General features: G+C 46.0%; 19 protein-coding genes. 13 read left to right on the top strand and 6 right to left on the bottom strand.

Going from position 1 to position 20,084, the window contains the following annotated elements; all coding sequences use genetic code 11:
• The first annotated feature begins 641 nt into the window (after window positions 1-641).
• From H8K55_RS07210 to H8K55_RS07165, 10 genes are all read left to right on the top strand, one after another.
• The gene (locus tag H8K55_RS07210) at window positions 642-1,460 is read left to right on the top strand and encodes a class I SAM-dependent methyltransferase (protein WP_186941398.1); all 819 of its coding nucleotides are present in this window, start codon (window positions 642-644) and stop codon (window positions 1,458-1,460) included.
• Between the two features lie 58 nt (window positions 1,461-1,518).
• Window positions 1,519-2,007, top strand: coding sequence for a GyrI-like domain-containing protein (locus H8K55_RS07205; RefSeq protein ID WP_186941397.1), 489 nt, complete (start codon window positions 1,519-1,521; stop codon window positions 2,005-2,007).
• Window positions 2,008-2,013: 6 nt separating this feature from the next.
• Window positions 2,014-2,238 (top strand): hypothetical protein, encoded by a 225-nt coding sequence (locus H8K55_RS07200; protein WP_186941396.1) that lies wholly within the window; start codon window positions 2,014-2,016, stop codon window positions 2,236-2,238.
• Window positions 2,239-2,409: 171 nt separating this feature from the next.
• The gene (locus H8K55_RS07195; protein WP_186941395.1) at window positions 2,410-2,667 is read left to right on the top strand and encodes a hypothetical protein; all 258 of its coding nucleotides are present in this window, start codon (window positions 2,410-2,412) and stop codon (window positions 2,665-2,667) included.
• A gap of 113 nt (window positions 2,668-2,780) precedes the next feature.
• Window positions 2,781-3,299, top strand: coding sequence for an SMI1/KNR4 family protein (locus H8K55_RS07190; RefSeq protein WP_186941394.1), 519 nt, complete (start codon window positions 2,781-2,783; stop codon window positions 3,297-3,299).
• Window positions 3,300-3,490: 191 nt separating this feature from the next.
• Window positions 3,491-4,168 carry a hypothetical protein gene (locus tag H8K55_RS07185; RefSeq protein WP_186941393.1) on the top strand — a complete coding sequence of 226 codons (678 nt, stop codon included), beginning with the start codon at window positions 3,491-3,493 and terminating at the stop codon, window positions 4,166-4,168.
• A 111-nt stretch (window positions 4,169-4,279) separates the two neighbouring features.
• Window positions 4,280-4,747 (top strand): DUF4085 family protein, encoded by a 468-nt coding sequence (locus tag H8K55_RS07180; RefSeq protein ID WP_186941392.1) that lies wholly within the window; start codon window positions 4,280-4,282, stop codon window positions 4,745-4,747.
• Between the two features lie 52 nt (window positions 4,748-4,799).
• On the top strand, window positions 4,800-5,471 hold the full coding sequence (locus H8K55_RS07175) for a penicillin-insensitive murein endopeptidase (RefSeq protein WP_186941391.1): 672 nt from the start codon (window positions 4,800-4,802) through the stop codon (window positions 5,469-5,471).
• 113 nt (window positions 5,472-5,584) lie between these two features.
• Complete coding sequence (locus H8K55_RS07170; RefSeq protein ID WP_186941390.1) at window positions 5,585-6,178, top strand: class I SAM-dependent methyltransferase; 594 nt, start codon at window positions 5,585-5,587, stop codon at window positions 6,176-6,178.
• 65 nt (window positions 6,179-6,243) lie between these two features.
• Window positions 6,244-7,917: a hypothetical protein gene (locus tag H8K55_RS07165; protein WP_186941389.1), complete on the top strand. Its 1,674-nt coding sequence runs from the start codon at window positions 6,244-6,246 to the stop codon at window positions 7,915-7,917.
• 152 nt (window positions 7,918-8,069) lie between these two features.
• Here H8K55_RS07165 and H8K55_RS07160 read toward each other — a convergent pair whose 3' ends face one another.
• The 4 genes from H8K55_RS07160 to H8K55_RS07145 form a co-directional block, all read right to left on the bottom strand.
• Window positions 8,070-9,704 (bottom strand): hypothetical protein, encoded by a 1,635-nt coding sequence (locus H8K55_RS07160; protein ID WP_186941388.1) that lies wholly within the window; start codon window positions 9,702-9,704, stop codon window positions 8,070-8,072.
• 94 nt (window positions 9,705-9,798) lie between these two features.
• The gene (locus H8K55_RS07155) at window positions 9,799-10,827 is read right to left on the bottom strand and encodes a nucleoside hydrolase (protein WP_186941387.1); all 1,029 of its coding nucleotides are present in this window, start codon (window positions 10,825-10,827) and stop codon (window positions 9,799-9,801) included.
• Between the two features lie 125 nt (window positions 10,828-10,952).
• Window positions 10,953-11,552: a hypothetical protein gene (locus H8K55_RS07150; protein WP_186941386.1), complete on the bottom strand. Its 600-nt coding sequence runs from the start codon at window positions 11,550-11,552 to the stop codon at window positions 10,953-10,955.
• Between the two features lie 505 nt (window positions 11,553-12,057).
• Window positions 12,058-12,978 carry a LysR family transcriptional regulator gene (locus H8K55_RS07145; RefSeq protein ID WP_186941385.1) on the bottom strand — a complete coding sequence of 307 codons (921 nt, stop codon included), beginning with the start codon at window positions 12,976-12,978 and terminating at the stop codon, window positions 12,058-12,060.
• Between the two features lie 182 nt (window positions 12,979-13,160).
• Between H8K55_RS07145 and H8K55_RS07140 the strand changes: the two genes are divergently transcribed.
• From H8K55_RS07140 to H8K55_RS07130, 3 genes are all read left to right on the top strand, one after another.
• Window positions 13,161-13,706, top strand: a complete 546-nt coding sequence (locus H8K55_RS07140; protein WP_186941384.1) for a carboxymuconolactone decarboxylase family protein — start codon at window positions 13,161-13,163, stop codon at window positions 13,704-13,706.
• 161 nt (window positions 13,707-13,867) lie between these two features.
• Window positions 13,868-14,221 (top strand): CZB domain-containing protein, encoded by a 354-nt coding sequence (locus tag H8K55_RS07135; RefSeq protein WP_186941383.1) that lies wholly within the window; start codon window positions 13,868-13,870, stop codon window positions 14,219-14,221.
• 43 nt (window positions 14,222-14,264) lie between these two features.
• A complete protein-coding gene (locus H8K55_RS07130; protein WP_186941382.1) occupies window positions 14,265-14,879 on the top strand; it encodes a pyridoxamine 5'-phosphate oxidase family protein in 615 nt (204 codons plus the stop codon).
• A 147-nt stretch (window positions 14,880-15,026) separates the two neighbouring features.
• On the opposite strand, the gene H8K55_RS07125 is transcribed toward H8K55_RS07130, so the two are convergent.
• Window positions 15,027-16,034 (bottom strand): HD domain-containing phosphohydrolase, encoded by a 1,008-nt coding sequence (locus tag H8K55_RS07125; RefSeq protein ID WP_186941381.1) that lies wholly within the window; start codon window positions 16,032-16,034, stop codon window positions 15,027-15,029.
• Window positions 16,031-19,729 carry a PAS domain S-box protein gene (locus H8K55_RS07120; RefSeq protein ID WP_186941380.1) on the bottom strand — a complete coding sequence of 1,233 codons (3,699 nt, stop codon included), beginning with the start codon at window positions 19,727-19,729 and terminating at the stop codon, window positions 16,031-16,033. The genes H8K55_RS07125 and H8K55_RS07120 overlap by 4 nt, the downstream gene beginning before the upstream one ends.
• Between the last annotated feature and the right edge of the window lie 355 nt (window positions 19,730-20,084).

The following is a 20,084-nucleotide window of genomic DNA, read 5'->3' as shown; positions in this document are numbered from 1 at the left end:
TTAAGCTATCAGTCAGATATGTGTTCGCACTTCTTACTTCGTACTTCTTGCTTCCTTAGCTAGAACCCCATCACGCATCGCCTTGAGTCAGAATAGTTAGGAGAATTCTATGAGCAAACAAATTTACCTCAACCTCCCGGTCGCTGATCTTTCCAAATCCTTGGCCTTTTTTCAAGGCACTTGGGTTTGAAAATAATCCACAGTTTTCTAGCGAAAGTGGCGAGTGCATCGTCATCAGCGACGCGATTTTTGTTATGTTGTGTACGCGGGAGAGATTTCGGGATTTCACGCCAAAAACCATTTGCGATACCAGCACAGCAGTAGAAATGTTGATCAATCTTTGCTGTGAGAGCCGTGAGGAGGTCGATCGCCTTGTGGCTAAGGCGCTCGCAGCAGGAGGTACGACTTATGATCAGCCTGGGGACTTAGGGTTCATGTATTCACATAGCTTTGTTGATCCCGATGGTCATGGGTGGGGGCTGTTCCATATCAGTGCCACGCCTGGCTAGGAATGACGCGAGCGGTCAATCACTTGCGGTGCGCTGCCTAAGCATGGAATGCGGAATACAAAGACGTTGACGCTAGTAAGTACTGCTGGCGATTTTGCTCATTAGGTCAGATTAATACTCATGGAGGCAAGCATGCCAGTATCTGAAGTGGATACTCTCTTTACCGGCTCAATTCCACAGCTGTATGAAGAGTACATGGTACCTTTGATTTTTGAGCCTTACGCTCTTGATCTCGCAGCACGTGTCGTAGCCTTACGACCGTCAAGCGTGCTTGAAATTGCAGCAGGTACCGGTGTCGTGACCCGGCAGCTTGCCAATGGCCTAGCACCCGAAGTTCGCATCCTTGCGACGGATTTGAATCAGGCGATGTTAGATCGTGCTATTGCCATCGGTACAGCACGACCAGTGGAATGGCAGCAAGCTGACGCGATGCAGTTACCGTTCTCGGATGAGAGTTTTGATCTATTGGTATGTCAGTTTGGTGCGATGTTTTTTCCTGACAAGCCTAAGGCATTCGCGGAAGCTCGGCGTGTTTTGCGTCCGGGAGGTCGTTTCATCTTTAACGTTTGGGATGCGATAGAGCAGAATGAATTCGCTGAGGCTGTCACCTTCGCGCTACAGCAGATGTTTCCGGATGATCCACCGCGCTTCATGGCGCGCACGCCGCATGGTTATGCCGATACGGCAATCATCGCGCAGCATCTGAGTGAGGGAGGATTTGCTAGCGCACCGGTAATTACCACAGTCGCTTCAAACAGTCGTGCAGATTCGCCACGTATTCCCGCAATCGCGTATTGCCAAGGAACTTTGCTCAGAAGTGAAATTGAGGCGAGAAATTCTTCCGGTCTAGCTAACGCCACCACCGCTGCAGAAATGGAAATTGCAAAGAGGTTCGGGTATGGTGTGGTTGAAGCTAAGATACAGGCGCATGTCATTGTTATTGAACGATAACTGTGCGAGATCCAAAATGTGACAATTAAAAATAACGCGCCTTCACAGTCAATCAACAATGCACAATCCTCTAGTCAGTCGAACCGAATATCTGCCAAGCTTTAGCCTGTGCGGGCATTCGTTTCAAATGTCAATGTCGCAGTCAGAAAATGCCGTTCTATGCGCAAGCTTTTGGAAAAAATTTAATCAAGCCCTGACTGCAAATCGCTTAGCGCAAAGTGGGCATTGGAAAAAATACGCGCTGACTTACAGTGACGGTGCCGACTATCGCTATTTTTGCGGCATTCCTGCGCCTGCTGCAACTCCGCCCGGGTTTCAAATGATGCAGATTCCGGCAAGTCATTACCTCGTGTTTGAACACCGTGGCTCTACGCGAGGAATCGCGAAAACACTCTCCGACATATATCGACATTATTTGCCGAATTCTCACTATCAACATGAGCGTTCAATATTCATTCACTTTGAAAGATACGACCACCGATTTCGCTGGAATCATGCGGAATCCTTGATTGAAATTTGTTTGCCAATTTTCTTGGATGAATCGTGAGGATCGATGACACCATTTCAAAAATATTTATTGTTCTTCACCGCTGCCATTTGCTCGCTTGGAGTATTAAGAGTATTTTTTTCGGATTGGATTTTCTTTGAATTTCTATTTTTCGGCATCGTGATTGCGGCTGGAATAGTTGGATACTGGATCAAATGTCCGGATTGCGATACACCTGTCTCTTATGGTGGCGAAGTGTTGAGCATTAACAATGCCGCGACGTCTTTTTGACTCGCGTTGTCATCAATGTGGACGCAATCTTAATCAACATTAAGATTTTTTCTTCAATGGCCTAATCGCAGTTTGAGAATTTTTTGTAGTTCGATAGTGCTTACACTAGTTGTGAAATTTTTTTCGGTATTGTAAGTGATGCGGAGAGCCAAACATCTAAGATTGGATGGTATGAAATATTCAGAAATTCACTGGAAGTCATTTAATTTTCTAACTCGTCGTGTGATGGCGCTTAGTTTTATAGTGGGCGGCGCTATTTCAACGATGTACGGCATACCCAGCATCCTTCCTGGAGGAACGATATTGGTCGAAGGTGTTCCTTCTGATGACTTAGTGCTTCGATGGACTGTCGTATTGTTACCCTCACTTGTCGTTGTTCTTGGTATCGCTCTGTATAGAGTCGCGCCATCTGAACCGAAAAAGAAGTAAGTCGGACGTGAAAGTTAGGATGAATAAGCTGTCGAAAAATGTAACTCGATTCGCCCTTCCATTGCTTACAAAAATATTGCAAGTAACAAAATTTTGTGAAAGAGTCTTAAAGGATGATTGATGAAGTTCTTCTGAGTCAAGTCGCAACTGCGAAAAATAAACGACAACAATTAATATTTGCACCGCGAGACAATCCCAGCGAAGTGGAGCTAAGAAATGCGGCCGATACGCTAGGGTTTCATTTGCCAGAAAGCTACCTACAGTTTTGCATAGCATTGGGAATTGGTGATTTCGAAAATGAGCTTCGCATGTTAAATCCATCCGAACTTTACGCATTTGATATGCCCGGAGTGAAGTTCGACGGATTTATTGCCATATCTACCGATGATTGTGGAAACTATCTCGCTTTCGATCCTCGCGAGTCAGCCGACAATGGTGAACTCTCTGTCTATTATTGCTGCCATGATCCATTTGGATTTGGCATCGTTGCACCATCGTTCGGCAAACTGATTCAGGACTTGGTCGATAGGCGCTTTAAATATGGGGAACTCATAGAAGACATACCTTCGTTCATAGAAGTTGATTTACCTGACGTTCCGAAATCTAATAAACCTTGGTGGAAACTATGGTAGCGGAGAAATTCTTTTTTAACGAAAATGAATTCATAGGAATGGTTGACTGAAATTTTTTGATTGATCTCGAATTTATTTAGATGGTGTGAGATCAAAAATTTGGTGACCTCGCTCCGAAAACCTGACTTTAAAAGAACATGCTACGTTTAATACACAAAGTTATCTATTTGATTGGAGTGCTAACTGTACTCATGGCAGCGTATTCAGGTCTATTTTTCACTATTTCTCACGATATTATCTATCCTTACGAGCGTGAAAATTTTTTGAAACAACATATCTTTAGGCCAACCTATAACATCATTTTTTATCCGTTGCGATGGTTTGTAGCAAATGGATCTTCATTGAATGTTCAGCAATTAGAAACACATCATGGCCGACTCAAACTGACTAAGGCAGACGACGAGGATAAAGAAATGCGTTCCACGCAAATTGAGACTTTTGACGGAGCCGAAATTCATATTGGTTTTACAGGAAGTCAACGTGTACTGACACTATTCGATGAAGTAAATGCAGGTAAATTCGTAAAAATGACATTCGGTGTAGCTTTATCAAAGACGAGTGATAGCTTTATTAATCGTTTGATTGATATCGAAGTGATTGAATTAATCGACGATCCGCGCATAAAATTTGAGAAAAATTCAGAGGAGGACGATAAGAAGATACATCAGCTATTCAATGAGTTGAGCGGTAAATCTAAGGTGTGCGCAGATAAATTTATTCAAAATTATCAAGAGCTAGTACTGAAACATTGTGAGCAATCTGGCTATGCGGAAAGTATTGGTGGTGGTTGTTATCATATCGTCGGGCGTTCGTTACATACTGGTGTACTAAAGCATGTGCTCAAAGTTTGTGAAGTAGCAATAAATTAGTTGCCGAAAAAATGAATTGAAGGCTATTAATCCATTAATCCATTGATCAATGATTGGTCATCTTCGTTGTGGCGGAGTAGTATTTATTCTGCTTTATAAGATGGAGTGGTGATGAAATATTTTACAAAAGCCTGGTGGGAAAATGGCTGCGAAGATGCCCAGCAATTGTTTGCAGAGTACAACGCTTACTTAGAATCCATACAAGATCAATTGCCGAAAGAATTGATTCAATTTAATGAACTTCATACTCTGCATGATGCAGAAATAAAGCGTATCGCTTTTTCGCAAGTCGACGCTAAATTGAATATGGATTTTCTTGGTTGGGACTATGAGTTTCAATTTCCTGTCAGATATCATTTGCAGTTTCTTAGTGTTTCGCGATTCGAACAGATTTTCCCGCAAGCAGACTATGTTGAGCAAGAACTTGGCGATCTTGGCTATTGGGAATATGAAAAATTGTCTCAGGGAATTGAGATGCGTATGTTGTTTGTGTCTGGTGCTGAATTCATTGTTTTGTTTTCGGGGTTTGAGTTTTCGAGTTCTACACCTGAGGCTTGGAGAGATGGCTCGCATGTCTGAATGTAGATTAAGTATGAAATTCAATTGTCGGTTTGGTGTATTTTTGTTTGTGATGACGACAGCATGGTTTTTTGATACAAGTTCAGTGCAGGCTGAAAGCATCTGTTATGGAACGTCTGCAAAAGGGCGCCTAGAAGGAGGAAAGAAGATACCCGAGTCAGGAACTAACTTCACGCCGTATAGTTCAATCGGTGTATTGGCAGGCCGAACCTACGTTCATGCCAAAGTTGCGACCATCATCGAAATTGCTTATCAGTCTCTGAGAACTTCGGCACCTGATAAGAAATATGTGTACGGTGAGTCGGGGTGGGAGCATGGTGGGCGCTTGCGGCCTCACAGAACTCATCAAAATGGTTTGGCAGTAGATTTTATGGTTGCGGTTAAGAGCGCGTCGGGTCTTTCCATTCCACTACCAACCAGCATCGCGAACAAATTTGGATATGACATTGAATTTGATTCGTATGCTCATTACAAAGATTTAAGCATCGACTTTGAAGCAATCGCAGAGCATCTTTTTGCATTAAGCACCGCTGCATCAGATCAAGGTGTGAAAATTTCTCGCGTAATTTTCGAAAAAAGTTACCTCCCGAGATTGTATAAGACTAAGAGAGGTGATTGGATAAAACAGAATATCTCGTTTATGCAGGGGGAACCGTGGATTAGGCATGATGAACATTATCACGTCGATTTTGATATCCCTTGTCGTCCTTTGTCGGGAAAATAGCGTGTCGGAAAAATCTCAGTGATTGTTTTTGATTGTTGTTTATGGTGTTTCTTTATTTTTTCTGTCAATTGAGTTTCGCCTAAATATACATCGTAATAAATCCACTTCAAAAAATGTATACAGACTCCGCCACAGCCTACGAAGCACACGCACTAGCATTCATGCAAGCTCGCGATACATCGACAATAGGTGCGGATGTGATCAAAGCTTGGTGTGTCGGCTTACCACCCGGTGCAAGAGTATTGGAGCTCGCTTCTGGAGCGGGCTATCCAGTGACCAGCGTGTTGACCGAGGCTGGCTTGCGGGTGTGGGCGATGGATAGTTCTTCTACTTTATTGGCTGAATTCGCAAAGCGTTTTCCTGCGGTGCCAGTGCAATGTGCGAAAGTGCAGGATAGTGATTTTTTTGGTTTGGAATTTGATGTCGTAATTGCGGTGGGTTTGATGTTTTTGTTGAGTGAGGCGGAGCAGATTGCTTTGATTCATAGGGTGGGAAAACTGCTAGCGCCGGGTGGTCGTTTCTTATTTACTGCACCTGTCGCGTCGTGTAGTTGGGTTGATTTGACGACAGGGATACCATCATTATCCTTGGGACGTGCAGTTTATGAAAAATCTCTGAACGTAGCAGGTATGCGATTGCTACCTAGCCGGGTCGATGTTGGTGACAACCATTATTATGATGCCGAGAAAATCGGCGACTATAATTGATAGTCAGGCACTTGCGCAAGCCTGGCATTTTTTAAACAGAAATCTTAGATCACTAGGGAAATACTATGCATCTGCATAAGCACGGAAGCGGCACTTTACATTCACTCACTAAGCTTTTTCTTGGCATGTCGCTTAGTGTCGCTGCATCGAGCGTGCTGGCACAAGTCGATATCAAATTGCGCTTTGAAGCCGGACAAGGGCTAAAGGTCGAATACCATTTGCCACCGAATTGCCCGCAACTCAAATTTGAAAAAGATGGGCCGAGTGCGGCGCTGATACGCGTGAGCTGGAAAGCGGATAATGAGTGCTTTGTGTTAGACGGCGATTACTTAAAGGCACGTGAAACACCGAAGGCGGGCTCCGGCAGTTGCCGGGTTGCGACTTTCAGCGTGCCAGCCAACATCAATAAAGTAAGTGGTTATCCTGCTGCATTTCCTATGGGCGAGTTCTTGTATGCACATACTAGCAACTATCAGGTCGATACCCGATGTGGCGACATCAGCTATGAAATGATTGCGCCGAATATAGCTTTTGAAGGTCAGCAAGTAAGTACACAGGCGCGTATATCTCCAGCCAGCGAGATTAGTTTTCCTGTACTTTTTTCATCTAATCCTCTCGTGGTTGAACAGGGTGTTCTTAGCTATATCGATCCTACACTGTCGCCGCCGAATGTGGCACGCATAAAAGAAGTATCGCAAAAAACGATCTCTTATTTAAAAGACGCAATGCCCAAAGCGCGCTTTATGATGCCTATCATCGCCGCCGCTAAGCTCAAACATCCGGGTGATATAGGTTTCGATGGTGATGCGGGAAATGTATTGCGCTTGATTCTGTTTAACTGGCCAGATCAAGTGACGCCTGACACCAATACCTTAATCACTAAATTTGTTGCCCATGAATTTAGTCATCGTTTTCAAAAGAGAGATGAGGTTGATATTTATCCTATCAGTCGTGTGATTCACGAAGGCGGGGGGGAATATTTGCGTTGGTATACTTCACTGAAAATGGGTTGGATGAATCAAGAAGAAGCCGCCAATGACTTGGATGATGCCCTAAATCGTTGCCTGTTAGGGACAGAAAATAAGGCATGGCAAACTTTATCAGCAAGCTATGTGGGGGCACGTCAGTTGGAATATCGTTGTGGCTTAGCTGCGTATGCATTTGGCCTGGCAGCCCGCCAGAATCCAGCGCCAGCCATACATAACTTTGCTGAGTTTTATGCACATATACAGAACGGCGAGCGCCCAGATTTTTACGATGCGCTCGAATGTGGGAAGAGGCTTGATTGCCACCCGCAATGGTTACCGCAGCTATTTGCAAGCCGCACATCCATGGCAGAGGTCTGGCAAGAATTTGTGACTGCGACTGGCTTAGCACATTTAACGCCGCCAAATCAGAGTCAACTTGATGTCATGATGAAGAAAGCTTTCGGGATCTTGATGCGCGACGATTGCGGTGGGAGCAGCATGTTTGAAGCCAGCGATGGTTTAATTGTCGATGATTTGAAGACCTGCAAGTTACTTAGAAAGGGTATGAAAATAATCGGCGTTGAAGGACATAAGATTTTCGGCAATGCGAATAGCTTAACAGCCTATCTTGATGCCTGTCGTGCTAGAGGAAAAGTAAAACTGCAATTGGCTGAAGGTGCAGATGTGGAGCTTGAATGCAAAACGCTTTATGTGCCACAAAAATATTTCTATGCGGTCGATATTAAGAAGCTGCTGCAGCGATTGAACTAAACGCGTATTTAATATTTAAAGCGCTTAAATAAAACTAAAAATTTACTGATGAAAAACAACTCTGATTTTGTGCATTAGAAATGAATGAGAGGCACCATTACTTACAGTGCCTCCCATTGATCTAGTCACTTTTAATTACGTGCGCATTTATTTTACTGCGCACGACGTAATGCCTTAACAAACTTACGACTTTGCGCCGGTGTTTGTGCGGCCTGATCCGCCTGCCATTGCATCCATTGTTTTAGCGACATGGACAATTGCAAAGAATAGTCGAGTGATATCCAGGTTTTTTGAGCTGGATTTGGATACGCAGGTACACCGTCGCCCATCACATTTTTACCGGTAGGAGTGGTCATGTTGAAGGAAGTGCTCGCCATGACATTGGCAAAATAGATCGCATCCATTTCAGAGAACGTGACTCCATTATTTTCTGTAGCGACTGCACCACTGCGATCCAGGCCTTGGGTTTTTAAGCCATTCACCAGTGCGACTGATTGTTTTGTCATATCAGAGAATTGCGCCAATAATGGTGGTGTTGTGAAAGTCGAATCTGGAACCGATGCCGAACCGTGGCACGACATGCATGAACTATTAGCGTTGTCGGCAGGACCGTTTAAACGGTGGTTAGAACCTAAATGTCCCATGCGTTGCACAGTGCCTGTGCCGCCAAAGGAATTGAGTTCATCGACCACATCCCAAAAAATGACTTCTTCTTTAAATCCATTTTTGCGTGGATCTGCGGGAAAGTTGTAAGCCAATTGACCCGGTGGCGGTGTATCGTTGCCCCACATTAAGCCTAGCAGGCTCACGCGCTGCCATTGGTCTTTGACATTGGCTTTGCGACGACCATCAGCGACAAAAGTGCCGTACACCCAACCTGTGCCTTTGGCGCGTTTATCCGATACAGAAATATCAAATTGCATTAATTTGACGTCGTTCCATTTCGCGTAATTGCGTGGGCAGAGTTGTGATTGTTCCGCCATAGTCGCGTTGTCTGGCGTCGCACAAAAACTCGGGTCAGAAATATTCGCGTTCCAGCGCGGCATGTTTGCTAAGACTGGTAGTTGGTCAAGTGTTGCAGTATTGAATAAAGGTTTCGCGATAACGGAACCTTCATCAAAATGGATGTTGGCGCTAGGTACTTTTGCGGTGCCATCTTTTTGCCAGACTTGCCCCAAAGTATAGGCCGCTGTGGCATTGTAAATGGCGACTGCCCACATCGTAGTTGCCGCCGTGCCTGTGCCTGATTTAATTGAAAAAGTCACGGGTGCTTCACGTGTCAAACCATGGATAAATTCACGGCCACTGAGCGGATCATAGGTTTGAAACGCAATGTGATACCAAGGGCGCACTGGATTTTCGCAGACATCAAAATCGGTCTGTGCCGGGCGATTGACGTTGCCTGATAAGGCATAGTTGTAGACCAACCATGCATATTCTTTAGCGAGTTTGGCTTTCTTATCTTGGCTGGTGGCTGGATCAAACATGGCATCGAATTTCGCCGCGCGCCATGGTTGGTTTGCCTTGTCATCAACTGGTTGACGTGGATAGGCATCCGACAGTTTAAACACTGGGCCAGAGTAAGCACCGGTTGGTGCATTGCTAATGTCCTGACCTTGCCACATACCACTGAATTTTGGTGCGATGTCCTGCCAATAGCTAGGATAAGTGCCGGTGCAGGTGTTGGCTGATGTATTGGCTGGTTTTGTGCTAGGTGGGTTGGCTGCGAAGGCCAGGCCGGACAGACTTGCCAGCCCGAGTACGCTGACTTGAATGAGACGTTTCATAATTATTAGACTCCCTATATGGTTGTAGATTGTTTGCAGAAAAAGAAGCGATTGCGACACCGAGGCGTCGTATTCGCTTCGATTTATTCTTACTTCATTTGGTATCCGGAAGCGGCAGGCTCAGCACACGCAAAAATTCTGCGTAGACCGCGTCTTTGGAGGCGGCAACCGCGACTTCTATCGGCGCACCGTTTAGTGTGTCGACGACCAGACTCGCGGATTGATCATCTTCTTCATCCAACTCTTGCCACACGATGAGCTTGTAAATATCGGTCGTCACTAAAGACGGATCGGTAATGGTGCAAGCTGCTAGTGGATCCCAGAAGGAGAGATAAGTCCCAATCCCCGCTGCATTCGATGGGTAGGCTAATACTGCGCTGAGGAATTGTGCTTGCGGAGTATTGATGGCTTTCAGGTCGTCGACGAAGGATTGATCTAGCGGCACATCATTGGTCGCATTGAGTGCGATCAGACGAATTGGTACACCAAATTCAAACATGGTTTGCGCACCGAGCGGATCAACAAAAATATTCCATTCCGCGACCGTGTTGCGGTAAATAATATTGTCACCCAAGGTCGGTTCTATATTGCCCATCGCACCGGGTGAAATATAGCGAGGCAAGAGATTGCCACCCATCATGACAATTTGCTCTAGCCCGGAAAGGATTTTTTGTTTTAGCACATCATCACTTTGTGTAGTCAAAAATAGGTTGCCAAAATTAGTGCCGCCACCAATAGACAGTAGCGTGACTTTGTCATCATTGTTTAAGAAGAAATCACGTAACCAGGTTTGTGCATCATGAATCTGCGGTGTTGGATTGATGCCTGGGAATTCTGCTGCATAGTGATCATCGGCACCTGTGCGTACGTCGGCGGGAAACACATTGCTATAACGCATAGGCGCTTTTGCTCCGCGTAGCACTGGTAAGGACAAAGCATCTTTGCCGAACAGAGTGAGCAAGTTGGCGACATTCGCTACACCTTTATTCAGATGCACGGCACCACAGCCGGTGACTGAAATGGCGATAACTTCTACTTCGGGGTTTTGCATCAGGTACACAATCGCCATGTAGTCATCAAAATCGACATCGGTATCGATGATGACTTTTGTACGTTGTTTCATAGTTGTCCTTTTCTTTGGAAACGGGGAAGGCTTGGCACCGCGCATATCAGATATCAATCAATTCTGAGTGTGCGCAGTGCGGTCTGGTGCGGAGATCTATCAATCGAGAGACACGCCGATTTTGCTTATGGCCACAAGTAGCAATAAGTTTGGCTATTTGTCAGATTGACGTTCTTATCGTTGTAAATAAAACCGTTTTGGAAGGTGCTGGAAAAACCGCTTTGTGCGCAATTCGTGTGTACCCAATCAAAGCCGGAATTAGCGATGCCTTCGTTTTCTGAATACGGAACTTTGGAGGGATTGCCGCTGCACAAATACAGAGTTCCACCACCGACTATGCCTTTCGCATACGAAGCGGGAACGGTGTATTGATTTTTGTTGTAGTCATTCGCAAACACATTATCAATCGCGACGTCATACACATTGCCGTCTATCGTGGACGTGATTTCTATATGTGTATGCGAGAGTGGAATGCCTTTGAGTTTTTTGCCAGATTTATAGTTGGTCACTTGTGGGTAATCACTATTGGCAGGTGTGTTCACTGTGCCAGTCTGAAAGTAGCCACCAGCAGCCTGACACATCTGTTGATATTTTTGTGCATTAGATGAGAGCGCTTTGGCCGGTGTGGAAGTTTGCGCGATGGCGATATTGCTGGTGCCTATCAGGCCTAGCAAATTGGAAGAGACCAATAAGCTGGCTAATACTAAATTGGACTTGTTACGCATAGTAAATTCCTTTCGTCGTAAAGTTGAATGAAGTAAGTCTTTGTGTTTTCGAAATAGCAAAGTCTGTGCCAGTCGGATTTTTCGCAAAATAGCGACCTATCTGCGTCAATCTCGGAGAGATTTTGAAAATGTCGTAATTAGAAATATTGATTTACACGTATCAACGCGTGTCAATTTTCCGTTTACTCGTCATTTACCTGTAAGCCAGACTTGTTGTGTGCAATTGAGTGGAGGGGGACGCTTTGGGATAAGCGCTTACTGACAAATGATGCCGAGTTTTATTGCGATCACTGAGGTAACTTGCATGGAGTACGAATATGACTGGTGCGCTCTAGTTCATCCGACAATGTAGAAAATTTAACGGCTAAGGCTTACTTCAATCAATTGACCTGATTGAAAAATGGAAGATGCTTGATCGCGCGTAAGTTTTGTGAACATCTCGATGCAGATAGTAAGAAAGGTACTTACGGCACTGCATCTGGCTAGCGTATTTCTTATCGCAATTTTATGAAGACAGATTTTTTGTCGGATTGAGTGCGCTATCTTGTCGCAAGCGTTCAACGATCAAATCCAAAAATGATCGTACCCGCTGTGAGGCTTGGCGGCCTTCGCGATGAACAACGTGTACCGGTAATGGCGCTGGTTCATATTCAGGTAATACCGTTTTTAATTGGCCTGTTTGCAAATGCTCCGCGATTTGATATGACAATAAACGAGTTAATCCAAATCCGCTCAACGCTGCCGTTAATGCAGAATCATTGGTCGTGGTAATCATCCGTGCTTGTAGTCGTATTGACCGTTGTTCACCGTTTTCAATAAGCTTCCATTCCGGATAGGGCGTAACGCTGCTGGCGGAAATAATATGGTGTTGATGTAAATCAGTTGGCGAGACAGGAATACCATGTTGTTGGAGATAGCCGGGAGCGCCACAAATCACGCGTCGTACCTGACCTACCCGAATTGCTTGCATACTGGAATCCGGCAACTCCCCGATCCGGATAGCGATGTCGATACCTTCATCGACTAGATTGACGATACGGTCTAAGAACATACAAGACGCGCTCACTTCGGGATAGCGATGTAGATATTCTGTGACGATGGGCGTCACGTACTTGCTGCCAAATAATACCGGGGCAGTGATGCAGAGACGTCCGCGCGGCGCTGTGTGCATGCCACTGACCGACTCATCTGCGTCGACCAATTCAGCCAGTATGCGCCGACAGTCTTGTACATAACGTTCACCGGCTTCAGTGACCCTCACCGTGCGCGTGGTGCGCGTGAGCAGACGCAAGCCTAAGGCGGTTTCCAATTCATTCATTGCACGCGTTACAGCAGGTGGTGACAGATTGAGTTTGCGCGCCGCCGCAGCGAAGCCCTGAGTGTCAACCACAGCGACAAACACGCTAATTAAGTGAAATTTGTCCATGTATTTACCTTGAGATCGCTTAATTATTCCGAAAATTGGAATAGTGAATTAATTTTAGCAGTGATTCTAATCGATTGAATAAATAAATATAGTACAGACATTCGCTGAGCCAAATGAATTTACTCCGGTAACCAGGCGATGAGGTTTTTCAATTTCTTATTTTATTTATCATGGAGATCATCATGTCCCGTATCACAATTCCTACCACCGAAAATACTCTGGAAGCCGCCAAACCTATGCTCGATGCTGTGCAAAAACAATTAGGGATGGTGCCAAATCTGATGAAGCTGCTCGGACAGAGTCCAGCCGCACTAGAAGCTTATTTGTCGCTCAATGGTGCACTCGCTAAGGCGTCGATCAATGTCGCCTTACGTGAGCGGATTGCACTTGCTGTTGCGGAATACAACGCCTGTGATTACTGCCTGTCCGCCCATGATTATTTGGGGCGCAATGTGGCGCGTATCAGTGATGCTGAGATCGCTGCCGCACGCGATGCGCGCTCAGAAGATGCTCGCACCGAAGCGGCATTGAAGTTTGCCATGCGTGTTGCGCAATCTCGCGGGCAAGTTAGCGATGCAGATTTGGCGAGCTTAGGTTTAGCAGGATTTGATCAGGCTGCGGTGCTCGAAATCGTCGTGACGGTGGCATTGAACGTGTTAACTAATTATGTCAACAATGTTGCTCACACCGATATTGATTTTCCGGTAGTGCATGCGAAGGCTGCTTAATCTTTTTTTGAAAGTAGGAACGTCGCTAGTCTGCAATGCTCACGCGCCAGGTGTTGCGTGATTCACTTTGCAGGCTCGCGTTGACTTTCACTATTTTTTTCACGCATTTAAGTTTTGATTTTTCGTTTTTTCAAAATTTTTGAAATGATTTAGGAGCTCACATGAATCTCGATAATGCGGTAGAAACCCACGCACAATGGAAAACCAAACTGCGTACGGCGATTGCTAAGCGTCAACAACTCGACTTGCTTAGCTTATCCAGAGATGATTGTTGCGAATTAGGGCAATGGTTACATGGTCCTGGCAAAGTCAGTTACGGGCGCTTATCGGCACATGGGGATTGTATCCACAAGCATGTGGTATTTCATCGTGAAGTCGCCAAGATTGCAAAGGCTGTCAACACCCAGCAATTTGAATTAGCAGAGACAATGTTGAATGCGGGCAGTGCTTATACTCAGGCTTCGAGTGCGCTCAGCGTATCGTTTTTGCGCTTACGTAAGGAAGCGGGTATTTAATTCCAAGATCGTTTAAGAATAGGTACTGATATGAGGACGCAATATGAGGAAACAATACGAGTACACCAGTGACATTGCATTTACGTCCAGCGTGAAAGCCCTGCAAGCACGCAAAGGTTCGCGCCATGCTTATGCGCGCATGGAGCAAAATGGTTCGTGGGAATCGACGGTGACAAGTCAATTGCGTGATTTCATTGCCATGCAAACGAGCTTCTATATGGCGACTGCCAACGCGGATGGGCAACCATATATACAGCATCGTGGCGGCCCGGCGGGCTTCCTGCACGTGTTGGATGGGCATCGCTTGGCATTTGTTGATTTCAGCGGGAACAAGCAATTTATCTCGCAAGGTAATCTCGCCGAAAATCCCCAAGTTCATTTATTCTTGATGGATTACGCACATAGGCAACGCATCAAAATTTGGGGAGAGGCGACCGTGATTGAAGACGATCCTGCACTGCTCGCCAGTTTGATGCCGGAGAATTATTCCGCGAAACCAGAGCAAGTCGTTGTGATACGTATCAGCGCATGGGATGCGAATTGTCCGCAGCATATTCCTATGCGCTTCGATGCGGTTGACGTAAAGAAAGCTCTGGATGCAAAAGATCTGGAGATAGCGAGACTCACACAAGAACTGGTGATTTTGCGGAGCAATTGAATGAAAAGAATGAATTGAGAGAATTGAGCGAATAGGGCGAATAGGGCGAATAGGGCGAATAGGGCGAATGCGCCGTCAGTGTGAGCCAAGAATTTTTCGCGAAAAATATTCTCTCATTTGTTGATCTAATTTGTCGATATCGTCAGTTCAATTTTTTTCTGCCGTGTCTTCAGCATACAGATGCATAATTTCCAGCACTGCTGGCAATTGCGTAATAAAAAGATCGACCAATTCTGGATCAAAGTGCTTCGTTTTTTCTTTCTGTAATAAGTCGACTGCTTCTTCCACAGTCCATGCTTTCTTGTAAGGCCGTACCGAGGTCAGCGCGTCGAATACATCGGCGATTGCGACGATACGTGCTTCAATCGGGATGGCTTCGCCCGCGATTTGATGTGGATATCCAGTTCCATCGTATTTTTCGTGATGGTGAAGCGCGATGGTGTACGCCATTTGTAGTAGGGGAGAGTCGTGTTCGCCCAAAATTTCCGCACCCATTAGCACATGCTTTTGCATGAGCCGCCATTCTTCTTCGTCGAGTTTTCCAGGTTTTAATAATACTGAATCTGGCGTGCCAATTTTGCCTATGTCATGCATGGGAGCGGCATTAAATAATTCTTCGGCATAACGTGCACTGTATCCTGCCGCCAGTGCCAGGATGCGGGCATAGTGACTCATGCGTATGACATGCAGGCCAGTTTCATTATCACGATATTCGGCGGCACGTCCCAGACATTGAATGATTTGCAGGCGAGTCTTTTGTAATTCATCGGCGCCTACCAGAGATAAATGGGTTTTGACCCGTGCTTTCACGATAGCAGGGCTGATAGGCTTGGTGATGTAATCGACCGCGCCCACATCAAAACCAGCAGACTCATCGCTCGCTTCACTCAAGGCGGTGACGAAGATCACCGGTATGGCTTTGGTTGTTGGGTTCTCTTTGAGTAACTTGCAAGTTTCCAGACCAGTTAGGCCGGGCATCATGACATCGAGCAAAATCAGATTTGGCAATTCATCTTGTGCCAGTTTTAAAGCCTTTTCACCGTCGAGTGCAAAGAGAAGGCGATAGTCTTCATGCAGTACCTGACGCAAGATTTGTAAATTGGTAGGCGCGTCATCGACGATCAAAATTTTGGGACGTTCGTCTGCTAAGTTCATTCCGCGTTTCCTTCCTGATGATAGTGATGCTGTAAGTCGTTAACCATTTGTCTGGCGGCGTCAAAATCAAATGAATTAACGATTTGATCAAGTGCCTTAAAATCAGCCGTAGGCAATAATTTGGCGAGTTCGGCGAGAACGGTTTCGGCCAGTTCGCCGTGCGCTAAAGCGCCGTCTAAGTCTTGTAGGAGCTTTAGCAAACGCGCAGAGTCTATCGACGCACTGGTCAAATTAGCTTGCGTATCGGGAGTATCAATTTCGCCTAGCGTTTCGGCCACATTGATCATTTCATCGGCTAGTTTGTTTAATAGAGACGGGAGTTCAGTGTGATCGCTGGCGCTCAATACAAGTTCAATCGTATTGCTGAGATTGCTGATTCGCGCTAAGGCGAGATTGCCTGCCGCGCCTTTTAACTTATGGATTTGCTCCGCCAATTCTCCGTGCTTATCGAGTAATTTTCGCATACGCGGTACGGCGTCCCGAAAGCCACTTAAGAATTGACGAATGGCTTCCCGATGACGTTGTTCACTACCCCATAAATTGTGCCCCCGACTCCAGTCGATTACTGAGCCATTTAGTTGATAGAGTGCGTGATTGTGGTTGTGATTTTTTGCATCAATTTTGACTTCGATGTTGAGTAAGCGCGCGATCTCTTGTGTCAAGCGCAGCAGGTCGATAGGTTTGTGTGCAAAACCATCCATGCCCGCAAGTTTGGCAGCTTTGACATCTGCTTCTAACACACTGGCAGAAAACGCGATAATCGGTGTTGGCGCGAGTGCTTTTTGCTCCTCTAAGATCCGTATCATCTGACTTGCTTCTAATCCATTCATGACCGGCATTTGCACGTCCATTAAGATAATGTCGAATTCGTCATCAGTGAATTTTTTCACGGCCTCTGCACCGTTACGCGCTGTGCACAGATTGTGACCCAGACGGCCTAGCATGACCTGTAATAGTTCCAGATTCTGCGGTACATCATCTACCGCCAGTATGCGTAATGGCGGCAGATCGATCATCGCTTGTTCGTCACTCGCCAGTACGACATTGCCAATTTGAAGAGGTAGTTCAACGTGGAATTGACTTCCCACGCCGACTTCGCTTTCCACCCAAATTTTGCCATCCATTAATTCAATCAATTGGCGTGCGATAGTGGTGCCCAGACCTGTGCCGCCAAAGCGCCGGCTCATGGAGGCATCGGCTTGCGCGAAGGGATCGAAGATGTGGCTGAGGCGATCCGCGGCGATTCCTATCCCGGTGTCTTGCACGACCAAATGTACGCGATCCTCTTGCATAGCCAACTGCAGCAGAACTTGCCCTTTTTCGGTAAATTTGATGGCGTTGCCGAGCAGATTTAAAAGTATCTGTTGAATCCGCAGTGCATCGCCCTGAAAATATTCTGGTACTGATTCCGGGTAATCGAGAACCAATGGCAGTGATTTTGCTTGTGCATTAATACGTAGAGTAGCAAGTACCTGCATGCAAACTTCACGTAATGAGAAATCGCGAATTTCCAATTCGACTGCGCCATGTTCTAGCTTTGCAGTGTCAAGAATATCGTTCAATAGACTCAACAAGGAACGCGCAGAATTTCTCACTGTACTCAAATGACGACGTTGCGTGTCATTCACCGGTTCGCTCAGTAAGACATCCGTGAAACCCAATATCGCGTTCATCGGCGTACGAATTTCATGGCTCATATTCGCGAGGAAAGTATTTTTCGCAGCTGCTGCGTTTTCTGCCTTGGCTTTCGCTTCGCGCAGATCCTGTTCCATCATATGACGTTCGGAAAGATCGCTGGCAAATTTGATGATCTTGTACGGCTGTCCATCGGGGTCAAAAATGGGATTGTAGCTGCCGTGTATCCAGATCTCTTTGTGATGTTTACCAAAGCGATGAAATTCACCCGAAGTGTAAATGCCTTGCCGCAGATTTTTCCATAACTGTTGATATTCACTTGAGCTGGCATCCTGCGTAGAACACAGCAAGGAATGATGATAACCAACCAATTCGTCGAGGCGGTATCCGGTAATATTTAGGAAATTAGCGTTGGCCTGTAAAATCGTGCCGTTCAAATCAAATTCTATGACTGCCAAGGAACGCCCAATGGCATTCACTACGCCTTCAAATTCAGCGTTGCGACGTTTGCTATCGGTGATGTCTATGATGACGCCATCTATCCATTCTATGACGCCATTGCTGCCGACGACACCGCTGGCGCTTTCAGAAACCCAGTGCTCTTTGCCACCACGATCTATGATGCGATATTCGATCGCATACGCCTGCTTCGTATCCAACATTTCCCGAACGCCGCGCGTGGCACAATCTTGGTCTTCGGGATGCACCAATTCTAAAATGGTTTTTCTGCCGGACATAAATTCTTCCGGTGGCCAGCCAGTCAAACGTTCGACTGCATCACTAATAAATATTTTGCTCCAACTGTCATCATTGCGACAGCGAAATGCAATACCAGGCAAATTGCCTATCAACGAGCGATATTGCCGTTCGCTGTTGCGTAAAGCTTCTTCCATTTTTTTACGCTCACTGATGTCCGTGATAAAACCCACGTATAGCATTTCATTGTGAACGGCTGCTTCGCCGAGTGCGAGACGGAGTGGAAAGTGTTGACCATCTTTGCGCCGACCTGTTACTTCACGCCCCGAACCGACTAGCTTTGCGTCGCTACTACGTAGATACGCCAGTCCGTCAGCTGGTCGTGGAAGACTTGAAGAGGTCAGTGCAGGTTCGGGTATCAGGAAGCGTATATTTTCTCCGATGGCTTCGTTGGCGTACCAACCGAAAATGCTTTCTGCGGCACTATTGAAAGCGCGAATAATGCCTTGATGGTCGATAGTGATAATGCCGTCGACCGCGGTTTCGACAATCGTGCGCATGCGTTCTTCATTTTGTACCATGCGCTGATAAATGCTGCGATACCGTAATAAGATATTTCCCGCCACCGTAATGAGTATGGCCAGCGTCGTAATACTTGCGATGGATAAAGCTAGATTGAAATTGGATACTGGCCCAATGCCTGGTTCAGCGTTGTTGATGAAGCGGGTGGCAGACATACCTGTGTAATGCATGCCGGAAATCGCGATTCCGAGTACTACGCCGCTGACTACATTAATTTGTCCTTGGCTGAGGCGTTGATGCGCAGTCAGTCGAAAACGCAGCCATAGGGCGAGTACAGACAAGCTGACCGCAAGAATAATCGACACGCCAAAAATCCATGGTTCAAAACGCAGGGTCAAAGATTGGTGAACCGCCGTCATTCCACTGTAATGCATGATGCCAATACCCGTACCCACGGATACGCCGCTGACGATGAGTTGCCAGCGGGTGATTTTGTCTTTTGCGATCAATAACAAGGCGACCCATGAAGCCAGGAAACTTGGCAACATCGAGGCCAAAGTGATGGTGGGATCGTATCTGACGGTACTACAAACACTAAACGCCAGCATCCCGATGAAGTGCATGGACCATACTCCTGATCCCAACACGAAGGCACCTGAGAGTAAATAGATTTGGTGATTGAAGGGGCGCTTTTCTATGCGTGCCATGCCTGCCAGTTGAAATGCCATAATCCCAGCTAAGACGGCGACAAATAATGACAGTGCCACTAGCGGGTGATCATAAGTGCCGGTGAGTAAGGGGAGCGCCTGGCTGTCGCTTAGAAATAGTTGGTCAAGTCGCATAATGAGCTTTTTTAGGGAATTGAATGGCGGCCTTGCGGCTTGTTTCCTGACTGGTCGCAGATGAAAAAGCTTGCGTTGGAGCAATCGATTCTAGACCCTTCATACTGAACTCGCAACAAATCTTGACGGTACATAGGAACGAATGCGAGCTCGAAACTATGGTTGAAACCGAGACAGAAATTAGGGACTCAATTAGGGAATCAATTAGGGAATCAATTAGGGAATCAATTACGGAGTCAAAATGCGTATATTTCACAATGCAGTTTGAATTGAAGATATTAATAGCAAAACAAAAATAAAAAAAAATACGATGTGGCGTGGCCAGTCATCACTTCGATGGCGCTACACCTGGAAT

It is taken from the genome of Affinundibacterium flavidum (assembly GCF_014284175.1).
Lineage (GTDB): Bacteria > Pseudomonadota > Gammaproteobacteria > Burkholderiales > Burkholderiaceae_D > Undibacterium > Undibacterium flavidum.
This window is presented reverse-complemented; position numbering and strand designations above follow the sequence as displayed.

Bases quoted from the DNA above. Each gene is read 5' to 3' on its own strand.
- H8K55_RS07180 (WP_186941392.1), top strand. From the start codon at position 4,280: ATGAAATATTTTACAAAAGCCTGGTGGGAAAATGGCTGCGAAGATGCC.
- H8K55_RS07190 (WP_186941394.1), top strand. From the start codon at position 2,781: ATGATTGATGAAGTTCTTCTGAGTCAAGTCGCAACTGCGAAAAATAAA.
- H8K55_RS07205 (WP_186941397.1), top strand. From the start codon at position 1,519: ATGCACAATCCTCTAGTCAGTCGAACCGAATATCTGCCAAGCTTTAGC.
- H8K55_RS07135 (WP_186941383.1), top strand. From the start codon at position 13,868: ATGAATCTCGATAATGCGGTAGAAACCCACGCACAATGGAAAACCAAA.
- H8K55_RS07125 (WP_186941381.1), bottom strand. From the start codon at position 16,034: ATGAACTTAGCAGACGAACGTCCCAAAATTTTGATCGTCGATGACGCG.
- H8K55_RS07160 (WP_186941388.1), bottom strand. From the start codon at position 9,704: ATGAAACGTCTCATTCAAGTCAGCGTACTCGGGCTGGCAAGTCTGTCC.
- H8K55_RS07140 (WP_186941384.1), top strand. From the start codon at position 13,161: ATGTCCCGTATCACAATTCCTACCACCGAAAATACTCTGGAAGCCGCC.
- H8K55_RS07150 (WP_186941386.1), bottom strand. From the start codon at position 11,552: ATGCGTAACAAGTCCAATTTAGTATTAGCCAGCTTATTGGTCTCTTCC.
- H8K55_RS07175 (WP_186941391.1), top strand. From the start codon at position 4,800: ATGACGACAGCATGGTTTTTTGATACAAGTTCAGTGCAGGCTGAAAGC.
- H8K55_RS07155 (WP_186941387.1), bottom strand. From the start codon at position 10,827: ATGAAACAACGTACAAAAGTCATCATCGATACCGATGTCGATTTTGAT.
- H8K55_RS07210 (WP_186941398.1), top strand. From the start codon at position 642: ATGCCAGTATCTGAAGTGGATACTCTCTTTACCGGCTCAATTCCACAG.
- H8K55_RS07185 (WP_186941393.1), top strand. From the start codon at position 3,491: ATGGCAGCGTATTCAGGTCTATTTTTCACTATTTCTCACGATATTATC.
- H8K55_RS07195 (WP_186941395.1), top strand. From the start codon at position 2,410: ATGAAATATTCAGAAATTCACTGGAAGTCATTTAATTTTCTAACTCGT.
- H8K55_RS07120 (WP_186941380.1), bottom strand. From the start codon at position 19,729: ATGCGACTTGACCAACTATTTCTAAGCGACAGCCAGGCGCTCCCCTTA.
- H8K55_RS07130 (WP_186941382.1), top strand. From the start codon at position 14,265: ATGAGGAAACAATACGAGTACACCAGTGACATTGCATTTACGTCCAGC.
- H8K55_RS07200 (WP_186941396.1), top strand. From the start codon at position 2,014: ATGACACCATTTCAAAAATATTTATTGTTCTTCACCGCTGCCATTTGC.
- H8K55_RS07165 (WP_186941389.1), top strand. From the start codon at position 6,244: ATGCATCTGCATAAGCACGGAAGCGGCACTTTACATTCACTCACTAAG.
- H8K55_RS07145 (WP_186941385.1), bottom strand. From the start codon at position 12,978: ATGGACAAATTTCACTTAATTAGCGTGTTTGTCGCTGTGGTTGACACT.
- H8K55_RS07170 (WP_186941390.1), top strand. From the start codon at position 5,585: ATGTATACAGACTCCGCCACAGCCTACGAAGCACACGCACTAGCATTC.